Raw genomic sequence first — 20309 nt, 5'->3', positions numbered from 1 at the left:
ACATGACCTTCGACATGAACGACGTGGAGCCGCAGCAGTCCGGCGACCTGATCCCCGACGGCACCTTCGCCAAGCTGGTGATGACACTGCGCAAGGGCGGCACCGACGGATCGAGCGACGCGGATCGCGGGCTGCTCAAGGCCTCCAACCAGCCCGGCAGCGACGTACTGATGCTCGACGCCGAGTTTACTGTCGCCGAGGGCCCGCATGCCCGGCGCAAGTTTTGGCAGAACTTTACCGTGCAGGGCGGCAAGCTCGACGAGCAGGGCCAGTCGATCGGCTGGAAGATCTCGAAATCGACCTTCCGCGCCATGATCGACAGCGCGCTCGGGCTGAACCCCGAGGACATGAGCGAGGCGGCGAAAGCCAAGCGGGTGCTGCGCGGGCTCGCCGATCTCGACGGGATCAGCTTCGTCGCCAAGATCCAGATCGAGCCGAGCCGCAACCCCGCCTACAAGGACGCCAACAAGCTCGACCATGTCGTGCTGCCCACGGCGCCCGAATGGCAGAAGGTGATGGCGGGCGAGCCCGTGCCCGCGCAGCCCTCGAACAAGCCCCGGCCCGCCGCCGCAGCCGCGCAGCCCGCGACCCCGGCCTGGGGACAGCCACAGGCGGCCTCCGCATCCGCAGCGCCTGCCTGGGGTGCGCCGACGGCCCCCACCCAACCCGCCACCCAGACGCCGCCCGCCGCCAAACCCGGCAACGGCCCGGCCTGGCTGAACCCGTGAGCCCGGACGAATGGCAGGCGCATGTCACCACGGAGGCGGCACTGGCGATGGGACGCTGGCTCGAGGCGCGCGGGCGTCTCGACCGCCCCATCGCCAGCCTGACCCGGCGCGATCTGGAATGCATGGCTTCGAACGCCATCAGCCGGTTCATCGTGCTGTCCTCCGAGCGCCGGACCGCCGCCCCGGACAAGGAGGAGCGCGACGCGCTGGACCTGCTGCTCGTGGGGTGACGCGCGCGGACCTCGCCCGGCGCGTGCCCTGCGCCCAGTGCGGTCGCGAGGCCCGGGGCTTCGGCTACTGCCACGGCCTGCGCTGGGACCGTCACCCTCATTACCGCTTCTGCTCGATGGCTTGCCTGATGGTGGGCTCGGCCAGCGCCAAAAGGAACCACGGCATGATCGACAAGACCGACATGGAGACGCGCGCCATCGTGGAGGCGCGCAGGATGCTCGCCGAGGCGCTGACGGAGATGGGCCTGATGGAGCCCTTCTTCGACCGCCCGGCCGCGGACATCGACCGCGTGATCGAGGCCTGCGTCGACGGCTTTCAGGCATCGATGCAGCGCCAGTCCGACAATGGCGACGTGCCGTTCTGAGGGGGTGCTGATGCTGGTCGATTTCAATCACGGTTCGGGCTTCGTGTATGGCCGCGACGCCTCGGATCCCGAACCCCTCGGCGCACGGATCAACGGCCGCATCGATGCTGCGCTGGTCGCCGAGCGCGAGGGGCAGCGCCCGCGCGACTATCTGGGCGCCAGCCGCATCGGCGAGCCCTGCGCGCGGCGGCTGGTCTACGAGGTCACGCGCACGTCGCCCGATCCCGGCAAGGATTTCGAGGGGCGCGTTCTTCGCATCTTCGCGGCCGGGCATGTCTTCGAGGATCTGGCGATCCGCTGGCTCCGGCAGGCCGGGTTCGATCTGCGCACCCAGACGCAAGCTGGCGGCCAGTTCGGCTTCGAGACGGCGGGCGGACGCATTCGCGGCCATGTGGACGGCGTGATCATCGGCGGCCCGGAGATCGGTCTCGAATGGCCTTTGCTCTGGGAACACAAGGCGCTGAAAGCCTCGTCCTGGTCGGACACGGCGAAGAAAGGCGTGCAGCTCTCGAAGCCCGTCTATTTCGGCCAGATGCAGATCTACATGGCCTACATGGGCCTCGGGTCCGCGCTTTTCACGGCGCTGAACAAGGACACCTGCGAGCTCTACCACGAGCATGTGTCGTTCGATCCGGCCGCCGCGCAGGCGCTGTCGGACAAGGCGGTCGACGTGCTGCGCGCCGCGGACGCGGGCGATCTGCTGCCGCGCATCGCGACCAGTCCCGACTTCTTTCTCTGCCGGTTCTGCCCCTTCGCGACGCGTTGCTGGGAGGACCGCGCATGACCGTCACCCTTTCCGAAACCCAGGGCCGCGCCATCGCCGCGATCCGCGACTGGTTCGAGACGCGGCGGCACGACCAGCAGATCTTCCGCCTCTTCGGCTATGCCGGGACCGGCAAGACCACGATCACCGCCATGGCGATCGAGGCGCTGGGGCTGGAACCCATGACCCCGGGCGGGCTTGGCGGCGTGCTCTTCGCCGCCTTCACCGGCAAGGCGGCGCTCGTCATGACGCGCAAGGGAACGCCCGCCCAGACCATCCACAGCCTGATCTACCGCGTCTCGGAGGCGACGCCGGAAGAGATCGCGCGCGCGACCGAGGATCTGGCGGCGCTGCGGCGCGACCTGCCGCGCATGTGCCCGGCCGAGCGCGGTCTCGCGATGACGCGCATCGCCCAGCTCGAACTGCGCCTCGAGGACATCCACCAACCGAGGTTCCTGATCAACGAGCAGTCGATCCTGCGCGACGCGGATCTCCTGGTGCTCGACGAGGTGTCGATGGTGGGCAAGGAGATGGCCCACGATCTCATGGCCTTCGGCAAGCCGATCCTCGTGCTGGGCGATCCGGGGCAGCTGCCGCCCGTCAAGGACACGGGCTTTTTCACCGAGACCACCCCGGACGTGATGCTGACCGAGGTGCACCGCCAGGCGGGCGACAGCGCCATCCTGCGGCTCGCGACGCTGGCCCGCGAGGGACTGCCGATCCCACCCGGCGCGCATGACGACCATGTCTGGAAGATGTCCCGCCACGAGGTTGGTCCCGCTCAGATGCTCCAGGGTGGCCAGGTGATCTGCGGCACCAACGCGACGCGGCGCTGGCTGAACACCGCGATGAAGCGCGCGGCCGGGTTCGGTGCGGATTTTCCGACAGGCGGCGGCGAGAAGATCATCTGTCTCAAGAACCGCCATGATCTCGGGCTGATCAACGGCATGTTCCTGACCCTCACCGAGGTGCGGCAGGATCCGGACGACGCCTTCGCCTTCAGCGCCATGGTCGAGACCGAGGACGGGGTGAGCCTCGGCGGGCGACAGAGTTTCTGGCGCGGCGAATATGCCGATCATGTCGCCTACGACCCCGAGCGCGGGCGACGGGAGTGGCAGATCCGGCGCGGGCTGATCGAGTCCAGCTGGGGCTACGCGATCACCTGCCACAAGTCGCAGGGCTCGCAATGGGAGAACGTCGTCGTGTTCGACGACGGGTTCGGGCGCAGCGCCGCCGACCGCAACCGCTGGCTCTACACCGCGATCACGCGGGCCGAGAAAGGTCTGGTGATCCTTGCTTGACCTCAACGACGCCAAACCGCTCGGCGGTGAGCCTCTACGCTACGACCTCGATCTGGTGGTGGCGCGCCTTCGCGAGACCGCGGAAGTCTGGGTGCCGCGCCTGTTTCCGCGCGGGCGCAGGTCGGGCGACGAGTGGCGGCTCGCCAACATCCGGGGCGATGCGCCGCGCAATACCGGCTCCTGTGTCATCACCTTGCGCGGCGCGCACGCTGGAGACTGGATCGACTTCGACGGCAATCAGGGCGGCGGTCCGATCAGCGCCATCGAGGAAGCGACCGGGCTCGACGGCCGGGCGCTGATCGTCGAGGCGGCCGAGATCGCGGGCATCTCGCCCGGCGCACCGGAACGCCGCGCACCGCAGGCGCCGCCCCCATTGAAGCGCGATCCCGCGCTGGAGATCGCGCACATCCTGACGGGTGCGGAGACGATCACGGGCTCTCCGGTCGCGCGGTATCTGACCGGACGCGGCCTGATCGTGCCCGAGGCCGCCGATCTGCTGTTTCACCCTGACCTGACCCATTGGGAGACCAAGACCGGCTATCCGGCCATGCTTGGCCAGGTCCGCGACCGCGATGGCGCGGTCATCGGCCTGCACCGCAGCTACCTCGCCACCGATGAGGTGGCAGTCACCAAGGCGCCGCTCGACAAGGCAAAGAAGATGCTGGGCCGAGTGGCTGGTGGCGCGGTGCGTCTCGCCGATCTCGGCGACGGCGATCGGCTTGCGCTTTCCGAAGGGATCGAGACCGGCCTCGCGGTGATGACCGCATGCCCCGATCTGCCGGTCTGGGCGACGTTGTCGACATCGGGCCTCGAACAGGTCGATCTGCCGCCTGGCGTCCGGCGCGTGCTGATCCTGGCCGACAACGACACCTCCGGGGCCGGTCTGCGGGCCGCCGAGGCTGCTGCCCGGCGCTTGCGCGCGCAAGGGCGCGACGTGGCCGTCGCGCTGCCGCCAGAGGAAGGCGAGGATTTCAACGACCTGCTGCTGCGCGAAGGGTCCGAGGCTGTCGCCGCCCTGATCGCCGATGCGGAGGCCATCACCGAGGCCGAGCCCACGCTGCTGATCGGGCAGCACCGGCCGGTCAACTATCAGGGCAGCGGCGAGGCCATCCCCACCTTGCGCGCCGACGAAGGCGATCTCGCCCGCTCGGTCGAGCGGGTCTGGAGCCTGCTGATGGCCTCGAACCGGACGCCATGGGTGTTCCGTTTCGCCGGGCAGCCGACATGGGTGGTGCCGGACGACGAGGGCCGTCCGGTCGCCACCGCGATCACCGAGGAACGGCTGCGTCACATGCTGGCGCGGCTGGCGCACTGGAAGAAGCTGAACGGCAAGGGCGAGCTGGTCGCGGCCCCGCCGCCGATCGCTGTGGTCAAGTCCGTGCTGGCCACACCCGATCCGGCGCTGCCCGTGCTGGTGGGCATAGTCAACACGCCCGTGTTCGGTCGCGGCGGCACGCTGCTGACCACGCCGGGCTATCATCCCGACGCGCGGCTTCTCTATGCCCCGACGCCCGGCTTTGTCGTGCCGACCATCCCGGCCAAGCCGTCAACCGCCGAGGTTGCCGCCGCCCGCAGCCTCCTGTGCGAGGATCTGCTCGGCGACTTCCCCTTCGTCGGTCCCGCCGAGGTGGCGCATGTGATCGCGCTGCTGCTGCTCGGCTTCCTGCGCGGCATGATCGACGGGCCGACGCCGCTGCACCTGATCGAGAAGCCCAGCCCTGGCTCCGGCGCAACACTGATGGTCGATGCCGTGGCCACCATCCTCACCGGCTCGGGCGCGAGCGTCATGACCGAAGGGCGCGACGACGACGAATGGCGCAAGCGCGTCACCGCGAAGCTGCGCCAGATCCCCGCCATCGTGCTGATCGACAACCTGCGCGCCAAGCTCGACAGCTCCGCCGTCGCGGCCGCCCTGACGGCGCCCTTCTGGGAGGACCGGATCCTCGGCGCATCGGAAATGGCGCGGCTGCCGATCCGCTGCCTCTGGATCGCCACTGGCAACAACCCCGAGTTCTCCAACGAGATGGCGCGCCGCCTCCTGCGCATCCGGCTCGATCCTCACGAGGAGCGCCCCTGGCAGCGCACCGGCTTCCGCCATCCCGATCTGATGACATGGGTGCGCGCGAACCGCCCCCGGCTGGTCGCCGCCTGTCTCACGCTCTGCCAGGCATGGATCGCCGCCGGAAAGCCGCGCGGGGCGCGCACCATCGGTTCCTTCGAGAACTGGGCGCATGTCGTGGGCGGCGTGCTCGAGGTTGCCAGCATTCCCGGCTTTCTCGGCAATCTCGACGAGATGATGGAGGCCTCCGACAGCGAAGGCGCGGGCTGGAGCGCCTTCATCGCCGCCTGGTGGGACCGGTTCGGAACCGCCGAGGTGGGCGCGGCCGACCTCTTCGACGTGGCCCTGTTCTGCGATCCGGCGCCGCCCATCACCGGCCACACGGACCGCGCGCAGAAGACCAGCTTCGGGATCGCCATCAAGAAGATGCGGGACCGCGTGTTCCGGGTGGGCGATCTGAACCTCAGGCTGGTTCAGGCGGGCACGTTTCGGCGGGCGGTCAAGTGGCAGCTGAAGGTCTCCGAGCAGCCGTCGCGTCCGCAATCCGGCGCACGGGGGCCCGGCGCGTGTGAACCTCGGGGCGCGGGTGTGAACCTCCGAAGCCGAGGTTCACACGATCAAGCCATTGATCGGAATGGCAAATGTGAACCTTGTGAACCTTGTGAACCTCTCCCAACCCTTTCGCACGCGCGCGCGCACGCACATGCGAAGGATGTTGCCGGAAAAGGTTCACAAGGTTCGCGAAGTTCACAAAGCCCCGTGAATTCAGAGCCTTGTCAGTGTGAACCTCCTTGTGAACCTCGGGCGGCAGGTTCCCGAGGTTCACCCGTCCCCGATTGGCTGCGGGAGCTCGATCCATGAGCCCCGCATGCGCCGCCCATCACCCCATCGAGCACCAAACCGGAAAGGAGCCCATCATGGCCCACGCATCTCTGACCCCGACCCCCGTGAGCGCCCCGTTTCCCGGCGTGCCTGTCGTCCTCGCCCTCGATCTCGGCACCACGACCGGCTGGGCCTTGCAGGCTGCGGACGGTCTGATCACCAGCGGCACCGTATCCTTCCGGTCGAGCCGCTACGACGGCGGCGGCATGCGCTACCTGCGGTTCCGGGGCTGGCTCGAGCAGCTGGCCCACGACGCCGGAGCCATCACCGCCATCCACTTCGAGGAGGTGCGCAGGCACATCGGGACTGACGCGGCACATGTCTATGGCGGGCTGCTGGCCACGCTGACGTCATGGGCGGAGACCGCGGGCGTCGCCTATCAGGGCGTGCCGGTCGGCACCATCAAACGCCACGCCACCGGCAAGGGCAACGCGAACAAGGACGCCATGATGGCGGCCGCCCGCACGCGGGGTTTCTCGCCCGCCGACGACAACGAGGCCGACGCCATCGCGATCCTGCTCTGGGCGCTGGAGACCCGGGGAGGTGTGCAATGAGCGGCATGCGGTTCACGCCCAAGGGTTATGGCGGTCACCGCCGCAACCCTGACGAGGTCAAGCGCGACGGCTGGAAGGAACAGGGCCTGCTGGCCGTCGCCATCGACGACGACCGCCTGACCTGGCCCGAGCGAGAACTGGTGCGCCAGCTCGGCGAGCGGCTCTACGGCAAGCGGGAACGGGAGGCGCGTCATGGGTGAGTGGACCACAGCGCAGGTTCAGGACCGGTTGGAGCTTGCGGCAGGCGTGATGCGGCAGATGCCGGGCGTGATGCCGCAGGGTTTCTTCAACGCTTGGCCGGAGTACTTCCACAGCTTCGCCGACAAGGTTGGCCAGGAACTGCAGATGCGGCGGCCGAGGCCGAGCCCGCGTCAGATCACGCAGGCCGAGGAAGCGATGCTCTGGCTGCGCTGGCTCGAGCCCGAGGATGGGCGCCTGGTCTGGGCCCGCGCCGACGGCATGGCGTGGAAGCCGATCTGCTGGCAGTTCGGTCTGTCGCGCACGGCAGCGACCAAGCGCTGGCAGTACGGCCTTGCGGTGATCACCTGGCGGCTGAACGGTCGCGTGCCGTCGCCCCGTCGGTCGCAGCAGTTCGTCATCGAAAACGCCAATCGGCTGTCAAGAAAAATCGTCCTCTGAGGAAATTTTCGGGTGTACATCGCAGGGCCTTACACATTTCGTCGAGGCCGTTAGAAAGCGAATATGCTCGGGAGAGGAGCGCGCAGGCAGAGGCCGCGGCGCTGGCTTCCGGGGTCCAGCGAAGGGTCCAGCCGGGGTCCAATGGGCTAACCCATTGAGTTCTTGGTTCCTTCCTGGCGACATTCGTATGCTGGCGGGCGAAGCGCGGGACATCGCCAGCGACAGGGCCGGATTTTTGGGAAGCCACCCGGAAGCCGGAGCCACCCGCGCGCCGCGCAAACACCAATGAACGCTGGCCTTCCGACCGGACACCGCTGGTAGCCGCTGGACCCCGTGTGGAGTCCGGCCCGGCATCCGGAGTCCGGAAGCCACCGGCATCCACCCGACCGAGGAACCTTGCCCACCATGACGCTGAGCTTCGCCCCGGACGCGATCGAGACGTGGCCGCTGGCCAAGCTCCAGCCCTACGCGAAGAACGCGAAGGCGCACGGGCCGGACCAGGTCGCGAAGATCGCCGCCAGCATGGCCGAGTTCGGCTGGACCGTGCCCTGCCTCGTGGCCGATGACGGCGAACTGATAGCAGGGCACGGGCGCGTGCTGGCCGCCACTCAGCTGGGGCTGACCGAAGCGCCGGTGATCGTGCTGGGGCACCTGACCGAGGCGCAGCGGCGGGCCTACCGGATCGCGGACAACAAGCTGACCGAACTCGGCACCTGGGACGAGGCGCTGCTGTCGGCCGAACTGAACGACCTGCTGGCCGAGGATTTCGACCTGTCGCTGGTCGGCTTCTCCGATGGCGAGTTGGACAAGCTGCTGGCCTTCGTGCCGGAGGGGGACGGTGAAGAAGGTGGCGTCGGGGGCTCCGTGCCGCCGGTGACCATTCCCGAACCGCCGCGCAACCCGGCATCGCGCACCGGCGATCTCTGGATCCTCGGCGATCACCGGCTGCTCTGCGGTGACAGCACCAGCGCGGCCGATGTGCGCCGCCTGATGAACGGCGAGCGGGCAATCCTGTTCGCGACCGACCCGCCGTATCTGGTGGACTACGACGGCTCGAACCATCCGACCCGCAACAAGGATTGGTCTGCCTCCTACGGCACGACCTGGGACGACAGTTCGCAGGGCGCCGAACTCTACGACGGCTTCATCGCGGCGGCCGTGGCCGAGGCCATCGCCGAGGACGCCGCCTGGTACTGCTGGCACGCCTCCCGTCGCCAGGCGATGCTGGAAGCCTGCTGGGAAAAGGCTGGGGCCTTCGTCCACCAGCAGATCATCTGGGTGAAGGACCGAGGTGTCCTGACCCGGTCGCACTACCTCTGGAAACACGAGCCCTGCTTCATGGGTTGGCGCCGTCCGAACCGTCCGCCGAAGGTTGCCGAGGAGACCCTGCCGTCCACGTGGGCGCTGCCCAGCTTCGCCAAGGACGACCGGCCCGACCACCCGACGCCGAAACCGCTCGACGCGTTTGGCATCCCGATGCGCCAGCATGTGGCGCGGGGCGGCCTCTGCTACGAGCCGTTCTCGGGCTCGGGTTCGCAGATCATGGCGGGCGAGGCCAACGGCCGCCGCGTCTTCGCGATGGAAATCAGCCCGGCCTACATCGATGTCGCCGTTGAACGCTGGCAGGCCGAGACTGGCCGCGACGCGTTCCTCGACGGCGACGGCCGGACCTTCGCGCAGGTGAAGGCGGAGCGGCTGGGCGACAAGGCCGATGCCGCCTGATGGCCGTCTACTACAACGATGCCGACCCCGCGGCCTGTGCATGGCTGCGGGAGTTGATCGCGGCCGGGCTGCTGCCAGATGGCGATGTGGACGAGCGTTCCATCCTCGACGTCGAGCCCGCCGACCTGCGCGGCTTCGCGCAATGCCATTTCTTCGCCGGAATCGGCGGCTGGCCCTACGCACTGCGCCTCGCGGGCGTGGCCGAGGACCTGTCCGTCTGGACCGGCTCGCCGCCCTGCCAGCCCTTCAGCCAGGCGGGGCAGCGCAAAGGACAGGACGATGACCGCCATCTCGCGCCCGCTTTCCTGCGGCTCGTCGCAGCCTGCCGCCCGGAACTCGTCTTCGGCGAGCAGGTCGCGAGCGCGGCAGTGCTCGGACCGGTTGGCGGCGCGGCTCGAACAGCGCCTGAGGATCCGGCTGGCTGGGCGTGGTTCGACGCTCTGGCGGCTGACCTGGAAGCGGCATCTTACGCCGTCGCGGCGGCCGATCTGCCGGCTGCGGGCATCGGCGCGCCGCACATCCGCCAGCGCCTGTTCTTCGGCGCCGTCACCCTGGACGCAGTCACTCGCGGGTTGGGCGACGGCCTCGGCGAGGGATCACAAGGACGGATCGGAATGCCGGTCGGTGCCGATCAATGCGCTGCTCGGCCGACAGGTCTGGCTGGCAGGTTGGCCGACGGCGATGGCGGGCTCGCCCGCCACGAAGCGATACAATGCGGCCGGCAACACCGATGCGAGCCGCAGGACGGTGAAGCTGGTGGACTGGTCGATGGCGCCGACCCTGTCGGGGCCAATGCGACGGACGGCGTCTGGCGAGATCCGGACTGGCTCCTCTGCCGCGATGACCGCTGGCGGCCCGTTGAGCCCGGAACATTCCCGCTGGCTGATGGGATACCCGGTCGCATGGGGCTGCTGCGGGGCTACGGCAATGCGATCGTTCCGCCGCTCGCGGCGGAGTTCGTGACGGCCTTCATGGAGAGCCTGCGATGAAGCAGAGCCGGACCATGTCGATGGTCGAGGCCGCGGCAAACGTTGTCGTCGGCTACGTTTTGGCCATCGCCACGCAGATCGTCGTATTCCCGTGGTTCGGGATCGAGACGGGGCTCCCGGAGCATCTGACGATCGGCCTCGCCTTCGTCGGCGTCTCGCTGGTGCGCGGTTACCTGTTGCGGCGGCTGTTCGAGGCAATCCGGATGCGGAGCGCAGAATGAGAAACCGCCGCCCAACGGGTGGCGGCGGTTTCTGTCCGTTTCGGCGCCGAGCGTCAGTCACGGATGGCGTAGACGCGCCCCCTTCCGTCGACCTTCTCGGAGGTGATGGTCAGGCCAAGCTTCTTTTTCAGCGCGCCGGACATCGCGCCCCTCGCGGTGTGTGACAACCATCCCGTGGCGGCGACGATCTCGTCGAGGGTGGCTCCCCCGGGCGCGCGCAGCATGGCGATCAACGTGGCTTGCTTGGTGCCCTCGCGCGGCGTGCGCGCCTTGGGCGCGGTCTCGGTCTCGGTGGGTGCGTCCGGCGCGGGCTCCTTGGTCGGCGCGTCCGTCGCGCCCGCAGGCGCGGTGTTCGCGTCCTCGGGCTCGATGCCGATGGCGGCGAGGCCCGCGTCGGTGGCGACCAGCGTGACGCCGTGGCCGTCCCCGCTCTCGCGCCACATGGGCTCGCCCTTGCGCAGGTCGGCGTCGACCTCCTCGAGGAAGCCCTTGGCGAGCATCGCGCCGACCACCTTGGCGGCGGCGCCACCCCGCAGGCTCTCGGGCAGCGGCAGGGCGATGTGCTCGGGCCGTTGGGCGGCGGCGCTGAGGATGATGGCTTGGGTATCGGAAAGCTTGGTCATGGGGTCGTCTCCGTATTCGGGCCCGCGTCATGCGCGCCTTCTACGACCCCGAGCCGCGCAGGGCGCGCGGCGGGAGTTCCGGCGGTGCCGGAGATCAGCGGGCGTGTTCGCCCTCGCCGAAGGCGCTGTCGGTGATGCGCTTCAGGAGGCTGGCGTAGTGCTCGAGGGTGCCGACCATCGCCCAGCCCGCCTCGTCGGGGGCGCAGTTGAAATGGTCGTCGCTGAGCGCCTGCAGGCGGGCGAGCATCTCGTCGATCTCGGCCTTCTTGCCGATGAAGGCGGCGAGTGCCGCTTCCTTGTTCCGGCGCGCCTTCTCGGCGCGGAGTTCGTGGCGGGGGGTGGTGATCGGGTTCAGGCGCGTGGTCATCGTGGTGGCTCCGTGGTGAGTTGCATCGTCCTTCTGAACGGACGTTCGCTCTCTCCGGTGCGCTTATCAACTCGATAAGCACATGATTTCGAATGATAATCGGAGCTGTCGATGCAGGGCATGAGCGAGCGCCAGTACGCCGCCCATGTCGGGCTGTCGCGGGGCGCGATCCAGAAGGCGAAGACCGCCGAACGGCTGGTCCTCTATCCCGACGGCAGCATCAACGCGGCCGCCAGCGACGCCCGGCGAGCGGAAACGACGGACCCGTCGAAGACGAGGAAACCGCCCGCGCCGAAGCTGAAGCCTGTCCCCGAAGCTGCCGTGGCCGCCGTCGGCGACACGCTGCGCGAACAGGGTCTGGCGGTTCCCGCAGTCGGCGGCGGCACGACCTTCCTGCAGGCAAAAACCGCGAACGAGGTGCTGAAGGCGCAGGAGCGGCGCATCCGGCTCCAGAAGCTGAAGGGGGAGTTGATCGAGCGGGCCCGCGCGCTGGCGCTGGTGTTCCGCCTGGCGCGGGAGGAACGGGACGCATGGGTGAACTGGCCCGCGCGCGCGGCGGCGCTGATGGCGGCCGAGCTCTCGGCCTCGTGCAGCGAGGCGACAGGCCAGCAGATCACCGTAGAGCCAGCCGCGATGCAGAAGGTGCTGGAGAAACATGTACGCGCCCACCTCGACGAACTCGCCGAGGTCCGGCCCGACTTCCGGTGAGAGCGGCGACGGCCTGACGGACTTCGACGGCGCGGGCGAGATCCTGCGCGCCTGGGGCAACGGGCTGCGGCCCGACCCGGACCTGACCGTCTCGGAATGGGCGGACCGGCACCGGATGCTCTCGGGCCGCGCCTCGGCCGAACCGGGGCGGTATCGCACGGTGCGCACGCCGTACATGCGCGATATCATGGACCGGCTGTCGCCCGGCGATCCCACGCAGCGGATCGTGTTCATGAAGGCGGCGCAGGTCGGCGCGACGGAAGCCGGCAACAACTGGATCGGCTTCGCCATCCACCAGGCGCCGGGTCCGATGCTGGCGGTCCAGCCGACGGTGGAACTGGCCAAGCGCAACTCGCGCCAGCGGATCGACCCGCTGATCGACGAAAGCCCGGAGCTGCGGGAGCGGGTCAAACCGGCGCGCTCGCGGGACGCGGGCAACACCATGCTGTCCAAGGAATTTGCGGGCGGCATCCTGATCATGACCGGAGCGAACTCGGCGGTCGGGCTGCGCTCGACCCCGGCGCGCTACATCTTCCTCGACGAGGTCGACGCCTATCCGGCCTCGGCCGACGAAGAAGGCGATCCGGTCACGCTGGCCGAGGCGCGGTCGCTGACCTTCGCCCATCGGCGCAAGGTGCTGTTGGTCTCGACGCCCACCATCCGGGGGCTGTCGCGCATCGAGCGCGAGTACGAGGCCAGCGACCAGCGGCGGTACTTCGTGCCGTGCCCGCATTGCGGCGCGATGCAGTGGCTGAAGTTCGACCGGCTGCGCTGGCAGAAGGGGCGGCCGGAGACGGCGGAATATCACTGCGAGGGCTGCGACGCGGCAATCGCGGAACACCACAAGACGGCGATGCTGGAGGGCGGCGAATGGCGGGCGACCGCCACGGCCGCCGACCCGACCACGGTCGGGTATCACCTTTCAGCGCTTTATTCGCCGATCGGCTGGCTGAGCTGGGAGCGGATCGTGCGGGCATGGGACGCGGCACAGGGGTCGGACGAGGCGATCAAGGCATTCCGCAACACGATTCTCGGCGAGACATGGGTCGAGACCGGGGAAGCGCCCGACTGGCAGCGGCTCTACGACCGGCGCGAGCGCTGGACATCCGGCACGGTGCCCGCGGGTGGGCTGTTCCTGACCGCCGGGGCCGACGTGCAGAAGGACCGGATCGAGGTCGATGTCTGGGCCTGGGGGCGCGGACTCGAAAGCTGGCTCGTCGATCACGTCGTGATAGAGGGCGGGCCCGACCGGCATGACGCGTGGTCGGAGCTGACCGCGCTGCTGGATCGAAGCTGGCCGCATGAACGTGGTGCGCATCTGCGGATCGCGCGGCTCGCCATCGACACGGGCTACGAGGCCCCGGCGGTCTATTCCTGGTCGCGGGCGCAGGGGTTTGGGCAGGTGTCGCCGGTGAAGGGCGTCGAGGGGTTCAACCGCTCGAGCCCGGTCTCGGGCCCGACCTTCGTCGATGCGACCGAGGGCGGCAAACGCCTGCGGCGCGGGGCGCGGCTCTGGACCGTGGCGGTGTCGACCTTCAAGGCCGAGACCTATCGCTTCCTGCGGCTGGCGCGGCCGACCGAGGAGGAGATGGCCGACGGGGCGGTGTTCCCGCCCGGGTCGGTGCATCTGCCGCATTGGGTCGAAAACGAATGGCTGAAGCAGTTCGTGGCCGAACAGCTGGTCACGGTGCGCACCAAGCGCGGCTTCGCCCGGCTGGAATGGCAGAAGCTGCGCGAGCGCAACGAGGCGCTGGATTGCCGGGTCTATGCCCGCGCCGCGGCCTGGATCGCGGGCGCGGATCGCTGGCCCGACGAGAAATGGCGCGACCTCGAGGATCAGCTCGGGGCCGCCCCCACCGACACCGATCCCGCCGGGCAGATCAACCGGCCGGGGCAGGCCCCGCAGGGCAAGCGCCGCTCCGACTGGCTCGGACGGCGCGGAGGATGGTTCTGAGTGAGGACCGGTCCGCGCAGCGGATGCGAGGCTCCGGTGGAGCGTCGCAAGGGAACGAACGCACTGAGCGGGAGCGAAGGGCATGGACTGGACAGAAACCGAACTTTCGGCGCTGCGCCGGGCATATGCCAGCGGCACGACCCGGGTGAGCTACGACGGCAAGTCGGTGAACTACGGCTCGGCCGAGGATCTGCTCGCCCGCATCCGGACCATCGAGCGCGCCATTGCGGGCGTCAGCCGACCGCTGCCGGTGGCCGGGCTCGCGGGCTTCTCGCGCGGGGACCGCTGATGTCGGCCAACTGGTTCGACCACGCCATCGCATCGGTGGCGCCGCGCATGGCGGCCCGGCGCGTGCTGGCACGGCAGGCCTTCGAGACCCTGACGCGGGGCTATGACGGCGCCGCGCGAGGACGGCGAACCGAGGGCTGGCGCGCGCCGGGATCCTCGGCCGACACCGAGATCGACGTGGCCGGGGCGCTCTTGCGCGACCGGATGCGCGATCTCGTGCGCAACAACCCGCATGCGGCCAAGGCCGTGGCGGTGCTGGTCAACAACATCATCGGCGGAGGGATCATGCCCCGCGCCGCCAGCGGTGACGACACGCTGGACCGGAAGGTGGATACGCTGTTCGAGCGCTGGACGGCGGACTGCGACGCCGATGGCCAGCTTGACTTCTATGGCCTGCAGACGCTGATCTGCCGGGAGATGGTCGAGGCGGGCGAGGTTCTGGTGCGCCGCCGCCTGCGGCGCGCGAGCGACGGCCTGCCGGTGCCGCTGCAATTGCAGGTGCTGGAAGCCGACTTCCTCGACGCCACCAAGTCCGGAGCCCTCGGCGCAGGGCGCCTCGTGCAGGGGATCGAGTTCGACCCGGTCGGGAAGCGCCGGGCTTACTGGCTGCATGCCGAGCATCCGGGCGACGCCTACGGGGCCTTGCAGAACGGGTTGCAGAGCCGCCCGGTCCCCGCGACCGAGATCGCCCATGTCTACGAGAAGCAGCGCACGCAAGCGCGCGGCGTCCCCTGGGGCGCGCCGGTGATCCGGTCGTTGCGTGATCTCGACGACTATGAAGTGGCCGAACTGGTTCGCAAGAAGACCGAGGCCTGCGTCACCGCCATCGTCTTCGGCGACGACGAGGCGCAACAGGGCATCGCGCCCTCCGTGGTCGATGCCGACGGCAACCGGGTGGAACAGTTCGAGCCGGGGCTGATCGCCTATGCCCGCGGCGGCAAGGACATCCGCTTCAACCAGCCCTCGGCGACGGGCGGCTACGGCGAATACAAGCGCGCGAGCCTGCACACGATCTCGGCAGGCTTCCGCGTGCCCTACGAGCTGCTGACGGGGGACCTGTCCCAAGTGAACTACTCCTCGATCCGGGCGGGTCTCGTGGAGTTCCGCCGCCAGATCGACGCCGTCCAATGGCAGCTGTTCATCCCGATGTTCTGCGCCCCGGTGTGGCGGTGGTTCACGGAAGCCGCATGGGCGGCGGGGCAGATCCCGTCGCCGATCGTGCCTGTGGAATGGTCGCCGCCGAAGTTCGAGGCGGTCGATCCGCAGAAGGACGCGATGGCGAACCTGCTGTCGATCCGCTCGGGCACCATGACGCTAGCCGAGGTGATCGCGAAACAGGGACGCAACCCGGACGCGGTGCTGGCCGAGATCGCCGCGACCAACGCCAAGCTCGATGCGCTGGGGCTGGTGCTCGACAGCGACCCGCGACGGGCCACCAAGACCGGCAGCGCGCAGACCGGCGACACAGCGACCGATCCGGCCGCCGACGAACCGGACACCGACGACCCGGCCGCCAACGCGGACAATGACCCGGCGCAGGCCGACCAACAGGACTGACCTCATGGACACGATGATCGAACTGCCGGCCATGCGCCGGTCGGCGGAGCTTGCGCCGAACACCGCCGATGCCGACACCCGCACCGTCGAGGTGGTCTGGTCGGCCGGGGCCCGCGTCCGGCGCGCGACATTCTTCGGGGAGCCCTACGACGAGGAGCTGAGCCTCGATCCCGCCCATGTCCGGCTCGACCGGCTGAACGCGGGCGCGCCGTTCCTGAAGGTGCACGAGCTCGACACGCTCGACGCGGTGATCGGCTCGGTCGTGCCGGGCTCTGCCCGGATCGAGAACGGCCGCGGCATCGCGCTGGTCCGGATCAGCGAACGCGCCGATGTCGAGCCGATCTGGCGCGACATCCAGGCCGGGCACATCCGCGCGGTCTCCATCGGCTACCAGGTCCACCGCTTCGAGGTCTCGAAGCCCGAGGCCGCCCGCGAGCTTTGGCGGGCGGTGGACTGGACGCCCTTCGAGGTCTCCGCCGTCGCGGTCGGCGCCGACCCCGCCGCGGGCTTCCGCGCCCAGCATCCCCTTCACGACTGCGTCCTTCACCGCCGGGACGCCCCCACAGAGCAAGGAGCATCCCCGATGACGGACAAGACCGAGACCCCGGCGAGCGACGCCGCAACCCCCGCCACCACCCAGCCGACCGAGCCGGTCGCAACCGAGGACACCCCCATGACCGAGCCGAAACCGGCTGCGCCCGACCCGAAGGTCGCCGCAGTGGAAACCCGCACCCAGCCGAAGCTTCAAAATACCGATGCCCCCGCTGCGCCCGACACCGAAGCGGTTGCCACCCGCGCCCGCGAGGCCGAGCGCGACCGCGTCTCCACCATCTACGATCTCGCGGGCCGCCTGAACCTCGAGCGGGGCTTCGCCGAGGATCTGGTCAAGCGCGGCGTCAGCGTTGACGAGTCCCGCCGCCTGATCCTCGACCAGGTCGCCGCGAAGTCGGACGAAACCCGGACCTTCCCCCATGTCTCCGTCCCCCTCGGCGGCCGGGACGAGCGCATCACCCGCCGCGATGCGGTGGCGAACGCGCTCCTGCATCGCTACAGCCCGACGCTGTTCCAGCTGGAGGACGCCGCCCGCCAGTATCGCGGCATGACGCTCATGGAACTGGCCCGCGAGAGCCTCGGCAATGCGGGCGTCAATACGCGGGGCCTGTCGCGCGACGAGGTGGCGACGCGGGCGCTGCACTCGACCTCGGACTTCCCCGAGATCCTGTCGGCGGTCACAAACAAGACCCTGCGGCAGGCCTACGAGGCCTATCCCCGCACCTTCATGCTGTTCTGCCGTCAGGTTCTGGCCACCGACTTCAAGGCGATGCACCGGGTCCAACTCGGCGAAGCGCCGCAGCTGCTGGAGGTCGGCGAGAGCGGCGAGTTCAAGCGCGGGACGCTCGGCGAGAGCAAGGAGAGCTACAAGGTCAAGACCTATGGCCGGGTGGTCGCGATCACCCGCCAGACGCTGATCAACGACGATCTCGATGCCTTCACGCGCATCCCGGCGATGTACGGCAACTCCATCGCCCAGCTGGAGTCGGACGTGGTCTGGGGCATCATCACCGCCAACCCGGCCATGGCCGACGGCAACGCGCTGTTCCACACCACCCACAAGAACCTCGCGGGCACCGGCGCGGCGCTCGATGTCAGCAGTGTCGGCGCGGCCCGCGCCGCCATGGCCAGGCAGACGGGGCTCGACAAGAAGACGGTGCTGAACGTTCGGCCCGCCTTCCTGATCGTGCCCGCCTCGCTGGAACTGAAGGCCGAGCAGCTGGTCGCCCAGAACCTGGTGCCCGCCGCGACGTCCAGCGTGGTGCCGCAGTCGATCCGCACGCTGGCGCCGATCAGCGAGCCGCGCCTCGACGCCGCCAGCGAGACCGCCTGGTATCTGGCGGCCTCGCCGAACCAGATCGACACCATCGAGTACGCCTATCTCGAGGGTCAGCAGGGCGCCTACATCGAGACGCGCAACGGCTTCGACGTCGACGGCGTCGAGATCAAGTGCCGCCTCGACTTCGGCGCCAAGGCCATCGACTGGCGCGGCCTCTACAAGAACCCGGGCGCGTAACCCGCACCCCATGCAGAACCCTGACAGGCGGGCGGTCCAATCGGGCCGCCCTTCGCTTTTCCGAAAGGACCCTCGCGATGAAAACCTACGTCCAGCCCGGCAACACCATCACCCTGACCGCGCCCTATGCCGTCGCCTCGGGCGATGGCCTGCTCGTGGGCTCCATCTTCGGCATCGCCGCCGGAGCGGCTGCCCTCGGCGACGCGGTCGAGACCGCGCTCGTCGGCATCTTCGACATCACAAAGGTCGGCTCCCAGGCCTGGGCCGTCGGCGCCAAGGTCTATTGGGACGACACCAACAAGCGCTGCACCACGGTCGCGACCGACAACACCCTCATCGGCGTGGCTGTCGAGGCGGTGGCGAGCGGCGCCGGCGACACCATCGGCCGGGTACGGCTGAACGCGAGCTTCTGATGAGCGCCTTCGCCGCTGCCGTCGGCGCGCTCTTCGCCGATCCGAACGTCGGTCGGGACGCGGTCTACATCGCCGACGGCGGCGCGCCCGTGCTGGTGCGCGCCGTCGCCCAGCGTGCGGACGCGATCACCGACTTCGGCGATGCGCGACTCTGGTCCGAGACCACGCGGATCGATCTGCGCGTGGCCGAAGTTCCAGCCCCACGCCCCGGCGACCGGATCGAGATCAACGGCGATGCCTTCCTCATCCAGGGCGAGCCCGTCCGCGACCGCGAGCGGCTCGTCTGGACCGTGGATCTGAGGCCTGTGTGAAACTGAAGCTCGACATCGATCCCGACATCGTTGCGATGATGGCGGCCGAGATCGCGGCGGGCGAGCGCGCCGTGACGGCCGCCATGCGCGAAGCTGGAACCGGGCTGAAGTCAGCGTGGCGGCTGCAGATCACCGGCGCAGGTCTCGGCACACGGCTGGCCAACTCAATCCGGAGCCAGAACTTCCCGAGGTCGGGCGAGAGCCTGGACGCCGCGGCACTGGTCTGGTCCAAGGCTCCGGTCATCGTGGGCGCGCATGACACGGGGCCGCTGATCCGCTCGAAAAACGGGTTCTGGCTGGCGATCCCGCTGCCCGCCGCGGGCAAGTCCCTGCGCGGCGGCCGCATCACGCCCGGTGAATGGGAACGGCGACGCGGGCTGCGCCTGCGCTTCGTCTATCGCCGGACCGGGCCGAGCTTGCTGGTGGCGGAAGGACGGCTGAACACGAAGGGCCAGGCGGTCGTGTCGCGCTCCAAGACCGGGCGCGGAAAGGTCACTGCGCCGATCTTCCTGCTGGTGCCGCAGGTCAAGCTGCCGAAGCGGCTGGATCTGGCTCGGGATGCAGACCGGGCGTTGGACAGTGTGCCGGGGCTGATTGTCGCCAACTGGGCGGAGGGAAGACTTTGACTGCGGCGCTCAGAGTTTCCCAACGCTCGCCAGCAATTGATACTCCCCGGCCCGTTGCCCTTAGCGACGAAACGTTGCCAATTTCGTCAGAACGGCCATCGGATCAAGATCGACATAGATTTCGTTGTTGTTCGTCTCCGTCCGATGTTTCGCGAACGCCTCGCCGAGATACTTCTCAACCTCAATGGCGTCTTGCACCGAACCTATTGGCTGGTCCGTGTGCAGCACCCACTGAGGCTCGTTGGAAAGCCGGAACTTGTTGAACTCGATTAAGCGCTGCTTCGCGTCCTGCGCATGACCAATTTTCAATACGCGGCCGGTTTTTCCCAGCGTAGCGATGTATATGCAGTTGGTGGCTTCGACGTTTGGCTGGACGGAATAGCCGTTGAGGGCGAATGGATGTTTTTGGCGAAGCTGGTTCACACGGCTTGCCATGGTCTGGAAGCGCGGCGTCATCACCTCCAACTCTTCACCGTTCGTAGCCAAGAGGTCTTTCAGTGTAGCTGCAAGCTCGTCACCTAGCTCCTGAACCGTTGTGATGGCCCTTTGTGTATGTGTCGATGGAGTGTAGCCGGGTAAATCGCGAAACTCGGGAGCATCTCGAATAATCCACGTTCGGATCGGTTGGAGAGCAAACGGCCATCGATAGCTGCCGTCTTCAAGTCGGTCCCAGGAATTCTGGGCCTCGATCCCGAATTCGGCAGTGTCTGCAGTGCCGTGGCTGATCTGCCAGACGTTCGCGACCCGCCCCCTCAGCTCGTCAGGGATCTGGACATCTGGATCACCAGGATTTCGGCTGACCACGCCAAAAACGAGATCGCCCTCCTGCGTGCTGCGGATGGCAACCGTGCGGTTCTGTTTGCTGGTAAATGTTAGTGGCCCACCACGGCGACCGTGGGTGCCCCAAACATAGGTATAGAATAGCCCGGTCATGCCGCTCT

The 20309-nt window shown here is 68.6% G+C and carries 23 protein-coding genes; 20 read left to right on the top strand and 3 right to left on the bottom strand.

Translation table 11 applies throughout. The features are described from left to right. Positions 1-2: 2 nt before the first annotated feature. From AC4PTO_RS09835 to AC4PTO_RS09780, 12 genes are all read left to right on the top strand, one after another. Entirely contained in the window at positions 3-728 is a 726-nt protein-coding gene (locus AC4PTO_RS09835) for a hypothetical protein (RefSeq protein ID WP_492728045.1), read from the top strand. After that, entirely contained in the window at positions 725-958 is a 234-nt protein-coding gene (locus tag AC4PTO_RS09830) for a hypothetical protein (RefSeq protein ID WP_492728044.1), read from the top strand. The genes AC4PTO_RS09835 and AC4PTO_RS09830 overlap by 4 nt, the downstream gene beginning before the upstream one ends. 164 nt (positions 959-1122) lie before the next feature. Beyond that, positions 1123-1323, top strand: a complete 201-nt coding sequence (locus tag AC4PTO_RS09825) for a DUF6511 domain-containing protein (RefSeq protein ID WP_234184572.1) — start codon at positions 1123-1125, stop codon at positions 1321-1323. A 10-nt stretch (positions 1324-1333) separates the two neighbouring features. After that, positions 1334-2107 (top strand): hypothetical protein, encoded by a 774-nt coding sequence (locus tag AC4PTO_RS09820; RefSeq protein ID WP_492728043.1) that lies wholly within the window; start codon positions 1334-1336, stop codon positions 2105-2107. Then, complete coding sequence (locus AC4PTO_RS09815; protein WP_492728041.1) at positions 2104-3387, top strand: ATP-dependent DNA helicase; 1284 nt, start codon at positions 2104-2106, stop codon at positions 3385-3387. The genes AC4PTO_RS09820 and AC4PTO_RS09815 overlap by 4 nt, the downstream gene beginning before the upstream one ends. After that, entirely contained in the window at positions 3380-6307 is a 2928-nt protein-coding gene (locus AC4PTO_RS09810) for a DUF7146 domain-containing protein (protein ID WP_492728040.1), read from the top strand. The genes AC4PTO_RS09815 and AC4PTO_RS09810 overlap by 8 nt, the downstream gene beginning before the upstream one ends. Before the next feature lie 56 nt (positions 6308-6363). Further along, complete coding sequence (locus AC4PTO_RS09805) at positions 6364-6882, top strand: crossover junction endodeoxyribonuclease RuvC (protein ID WP_492728038.1); 519 nt, start codon at positions 6364-6366, stop codon at positions 6880-6882. Next, positions 6879-7082 (top strand): hypothetical protein, encoded by a 204-nt coding sequence (locus AC4PTO_RS09800; protein ID WP_081969308.1) that lies wholly within the window; start codon positions 6879-6881, stop codon positions 7080-7082. The genes AC4PTO_RS09805 and AC4PTO_RS09800 overlap by 4 nt, the downstream gene beginning before the upstream one ends. Then, positions 7075-7521, top strand: coding sequence for a DUF6362 family protein (locus AC4PTO_RS09795; RefSeq protein ID WP_492728035.1), 447 nt, complete (start codon positions 7075-7077; stop codon positions 7519-7521). The genes AC4PTO_RS09800 and AC4PTO_RS09795 overlap by 8 nt, the downstream gene beginning before the upstream one ends. Positions 7522-7926: 405 nt before the next feature. After that, positions 7927-9243 carry a site-specific DNA-methyltransferase gene (locus AC4PTO_RS09790; RefSeq protein WP_492728034.1) on the top strand — a complete coding sequence of 439 codons (1317 nt, stop codon included), beginning with the start codon at positions 7927-7929 and terminating at the stop codon, positions 9241-9243. Next, complete coding sequence (locus AC4PTO_RS09785) at positions 9243-10232, top strand: DNA cytosine methyltransferase (RefSeq protein ID WP_492728032.1); 990 nt, start codon at positions 9243-9245, stop codon at positions 10230-10232. The genes AC4PTO_RS09790 and AC4PTO_RS09785 overlap by 1 nt, the downstream gene beginning before the upstream one ends. After that, positions 10229-10453, top strand: coding sequence for a DUF7220 family protein (locus AC4PTO_RS09780; protein WP_188478498.1), 225 nt, complete (start codon positions 10229-10231; stop codon positions 10451-10453). Before AC4PTO_RS09785 ends, AC4PTO_RS09780 begins: the two co-directional genes overlap by 4 nt. 53 nt (positions 10454-10506) lie before the next feature. On the opposite strand, the gene AC4PTO_RS09775 is transcribed toward AC4PTO_RS09780, so the two are convergent. Continuing rightward, the gene (locus tag AC4PTO_RS09775; protein ID WP_492728031.1) at positions 10507-11076 is read right to left on the bottom strand and encodes a DUF3489 domain-containing protein; all 570 of its coding nucleotides are present in this window, start codon (positions 11074-11076) and stop codon (positions 10507-10509) included. Between the two features lie 94 nt (positions 11077-11170). Beyond that, the gene (locus AC4PTO_RS09770) at positions 11171-11443 is read right to left on the bottom strand and encodes a hypothetical protein (protein WP_036751164.1); all 273 of its coding nucleotides are present in this window, start codon (positions 11441-11443) and stop codon (positions 11171-11173) included. 111 nt (positions 11444-11554) lie between these two features. Between AC4PTO_RS09770 and AC4PTO_RS09765 the strand changes: the two genes are divergently transcribed. The 8 genes from AC4PTO_RS09765 to AC4PTO_RS09730 all read left to right on the top strand — a co-directional run bounded on the left by AC4PTO_RS09765 (position 11555) and on the right by AC4PTO_RS09730 (position 19368). After that, positions 11555-12151: a hypothetical protein gene (locus AC4PTO_RS09765; RefSeq protein WP_144864451.1), complete on the top strand. Its 597-nt coding sequence runs from the start codon at positions 11555-11557 to the stop codon at positions 12149-12151. Further along, positions 12099-14105, top strand: coding sequence for a phage terminase large subunit family protein (locus AC4PTO_RS09760; RefSeq protein ID WP_492728029.1), 2007 nt, complete (start codon positions 12099-12101; stop codon positions 14103-14105). The genes AC4PTO_RS09765 and AC4PTO_RS09760 overlap by 53 nt, the downstream gene beginning before the upstream one ends. 82 nt (positions 14106-14187) lie before the next feature. After that, positions 14188-14394, top strand: a complete 207-nt coding sequence (locus AC4PTO_RS09755; RefSeq protein WP_492728028.1) for a phage head-tail joining protein — start codon at positions 14188-14190, stop codon at positions 14392-14394. Further along, a complete protein-coding gene (locus tag AC4PTO_RS09750; RefSeq protein WP_249501477.1) occupies positions 14394-15950 on the top strand; it encodes a phage portal protein in 1557 nt (518 codons plus the stop codon). Before AC4PTO_RS09755 ends, AC4PTO_RS09750 begins: the two co-directional genes overlap by 1 nt. Positions 15951-15954: 4 nt before the next feature. Continuing rightward, on the top strand, positions 15955-18018 hold the full coding sequence (locus AC4PTO_RS09745) for a prohead protease/major capsid protein fusion protein (RefSeq protein WP_272860093.1): 2064 nt from the start codon (positions 15955-15957) through the stop codon (positions 18016-18018). Positions 18019-18095: 77 nt separating this feature from the next. Beyond that, positions 18096-18431: a DUF2190 family protein gene (locus tag AC4PTO_RS09740; RefSeq protein ID WP_036720074.1), complete on the top strand. Its 336-nt coding sequence runs from the start codon at positions 18096-18098 to the stop codon at positions 18429-18431. Next, entirely contained in the window at positions 18431-18742 is a 312-nt protein-coding gene (locus AC4PTO_RS09735) for a head-tail joining protein (protein WP_272860092.1), read from the top strand. The genes AC4PTO_RS09740 and AC4PTO_RS09735 overlap by 1 nt, the downstream gene beginning before the upstream one ends. Next, the gene (locus AC4PTO_RS09730; protein ID WP_272860091.1) at positions 18739-19368 is read left to right on the top strand and encodes a DUF6441 family protein; all 630 of its coding nucleotides are present in this window, start codon (positions 18739-18741) and stop codon (positions 19366-19368) included. The genes AC4PTO_RS09735 and AC4PTO_RS09730 overlap by 4 nt, the downstream gene beginning before the upstream one ends. A 60-nt stretch (positions 19369-19428) precedes the next feature. On the opposite strand, the gene AC4PTO_RS09725 is transcribed toward AC4PTO_RS09730, so the two are convergent. Next, complete coding sequence (locus AC4PTO_RS09725) at positions 19429-20301, bottom strand: GIY-YIG nuclease family protein (protein WP_272860090.1); 873 nt, start codon at positions 20299-20301, stop codon at positions 19429-19431. Positions 20302-20309: the final 8 nt, after the last annotated feature.

It is taken from the genome of Rhodobacter maritimus (assembly GCF_058747975.1).
The sequence above is the reverse complement of the archived record's forward strand: the minus strand, read 5'-3'. Positions and strand labels throughout refer to the sequence as shown.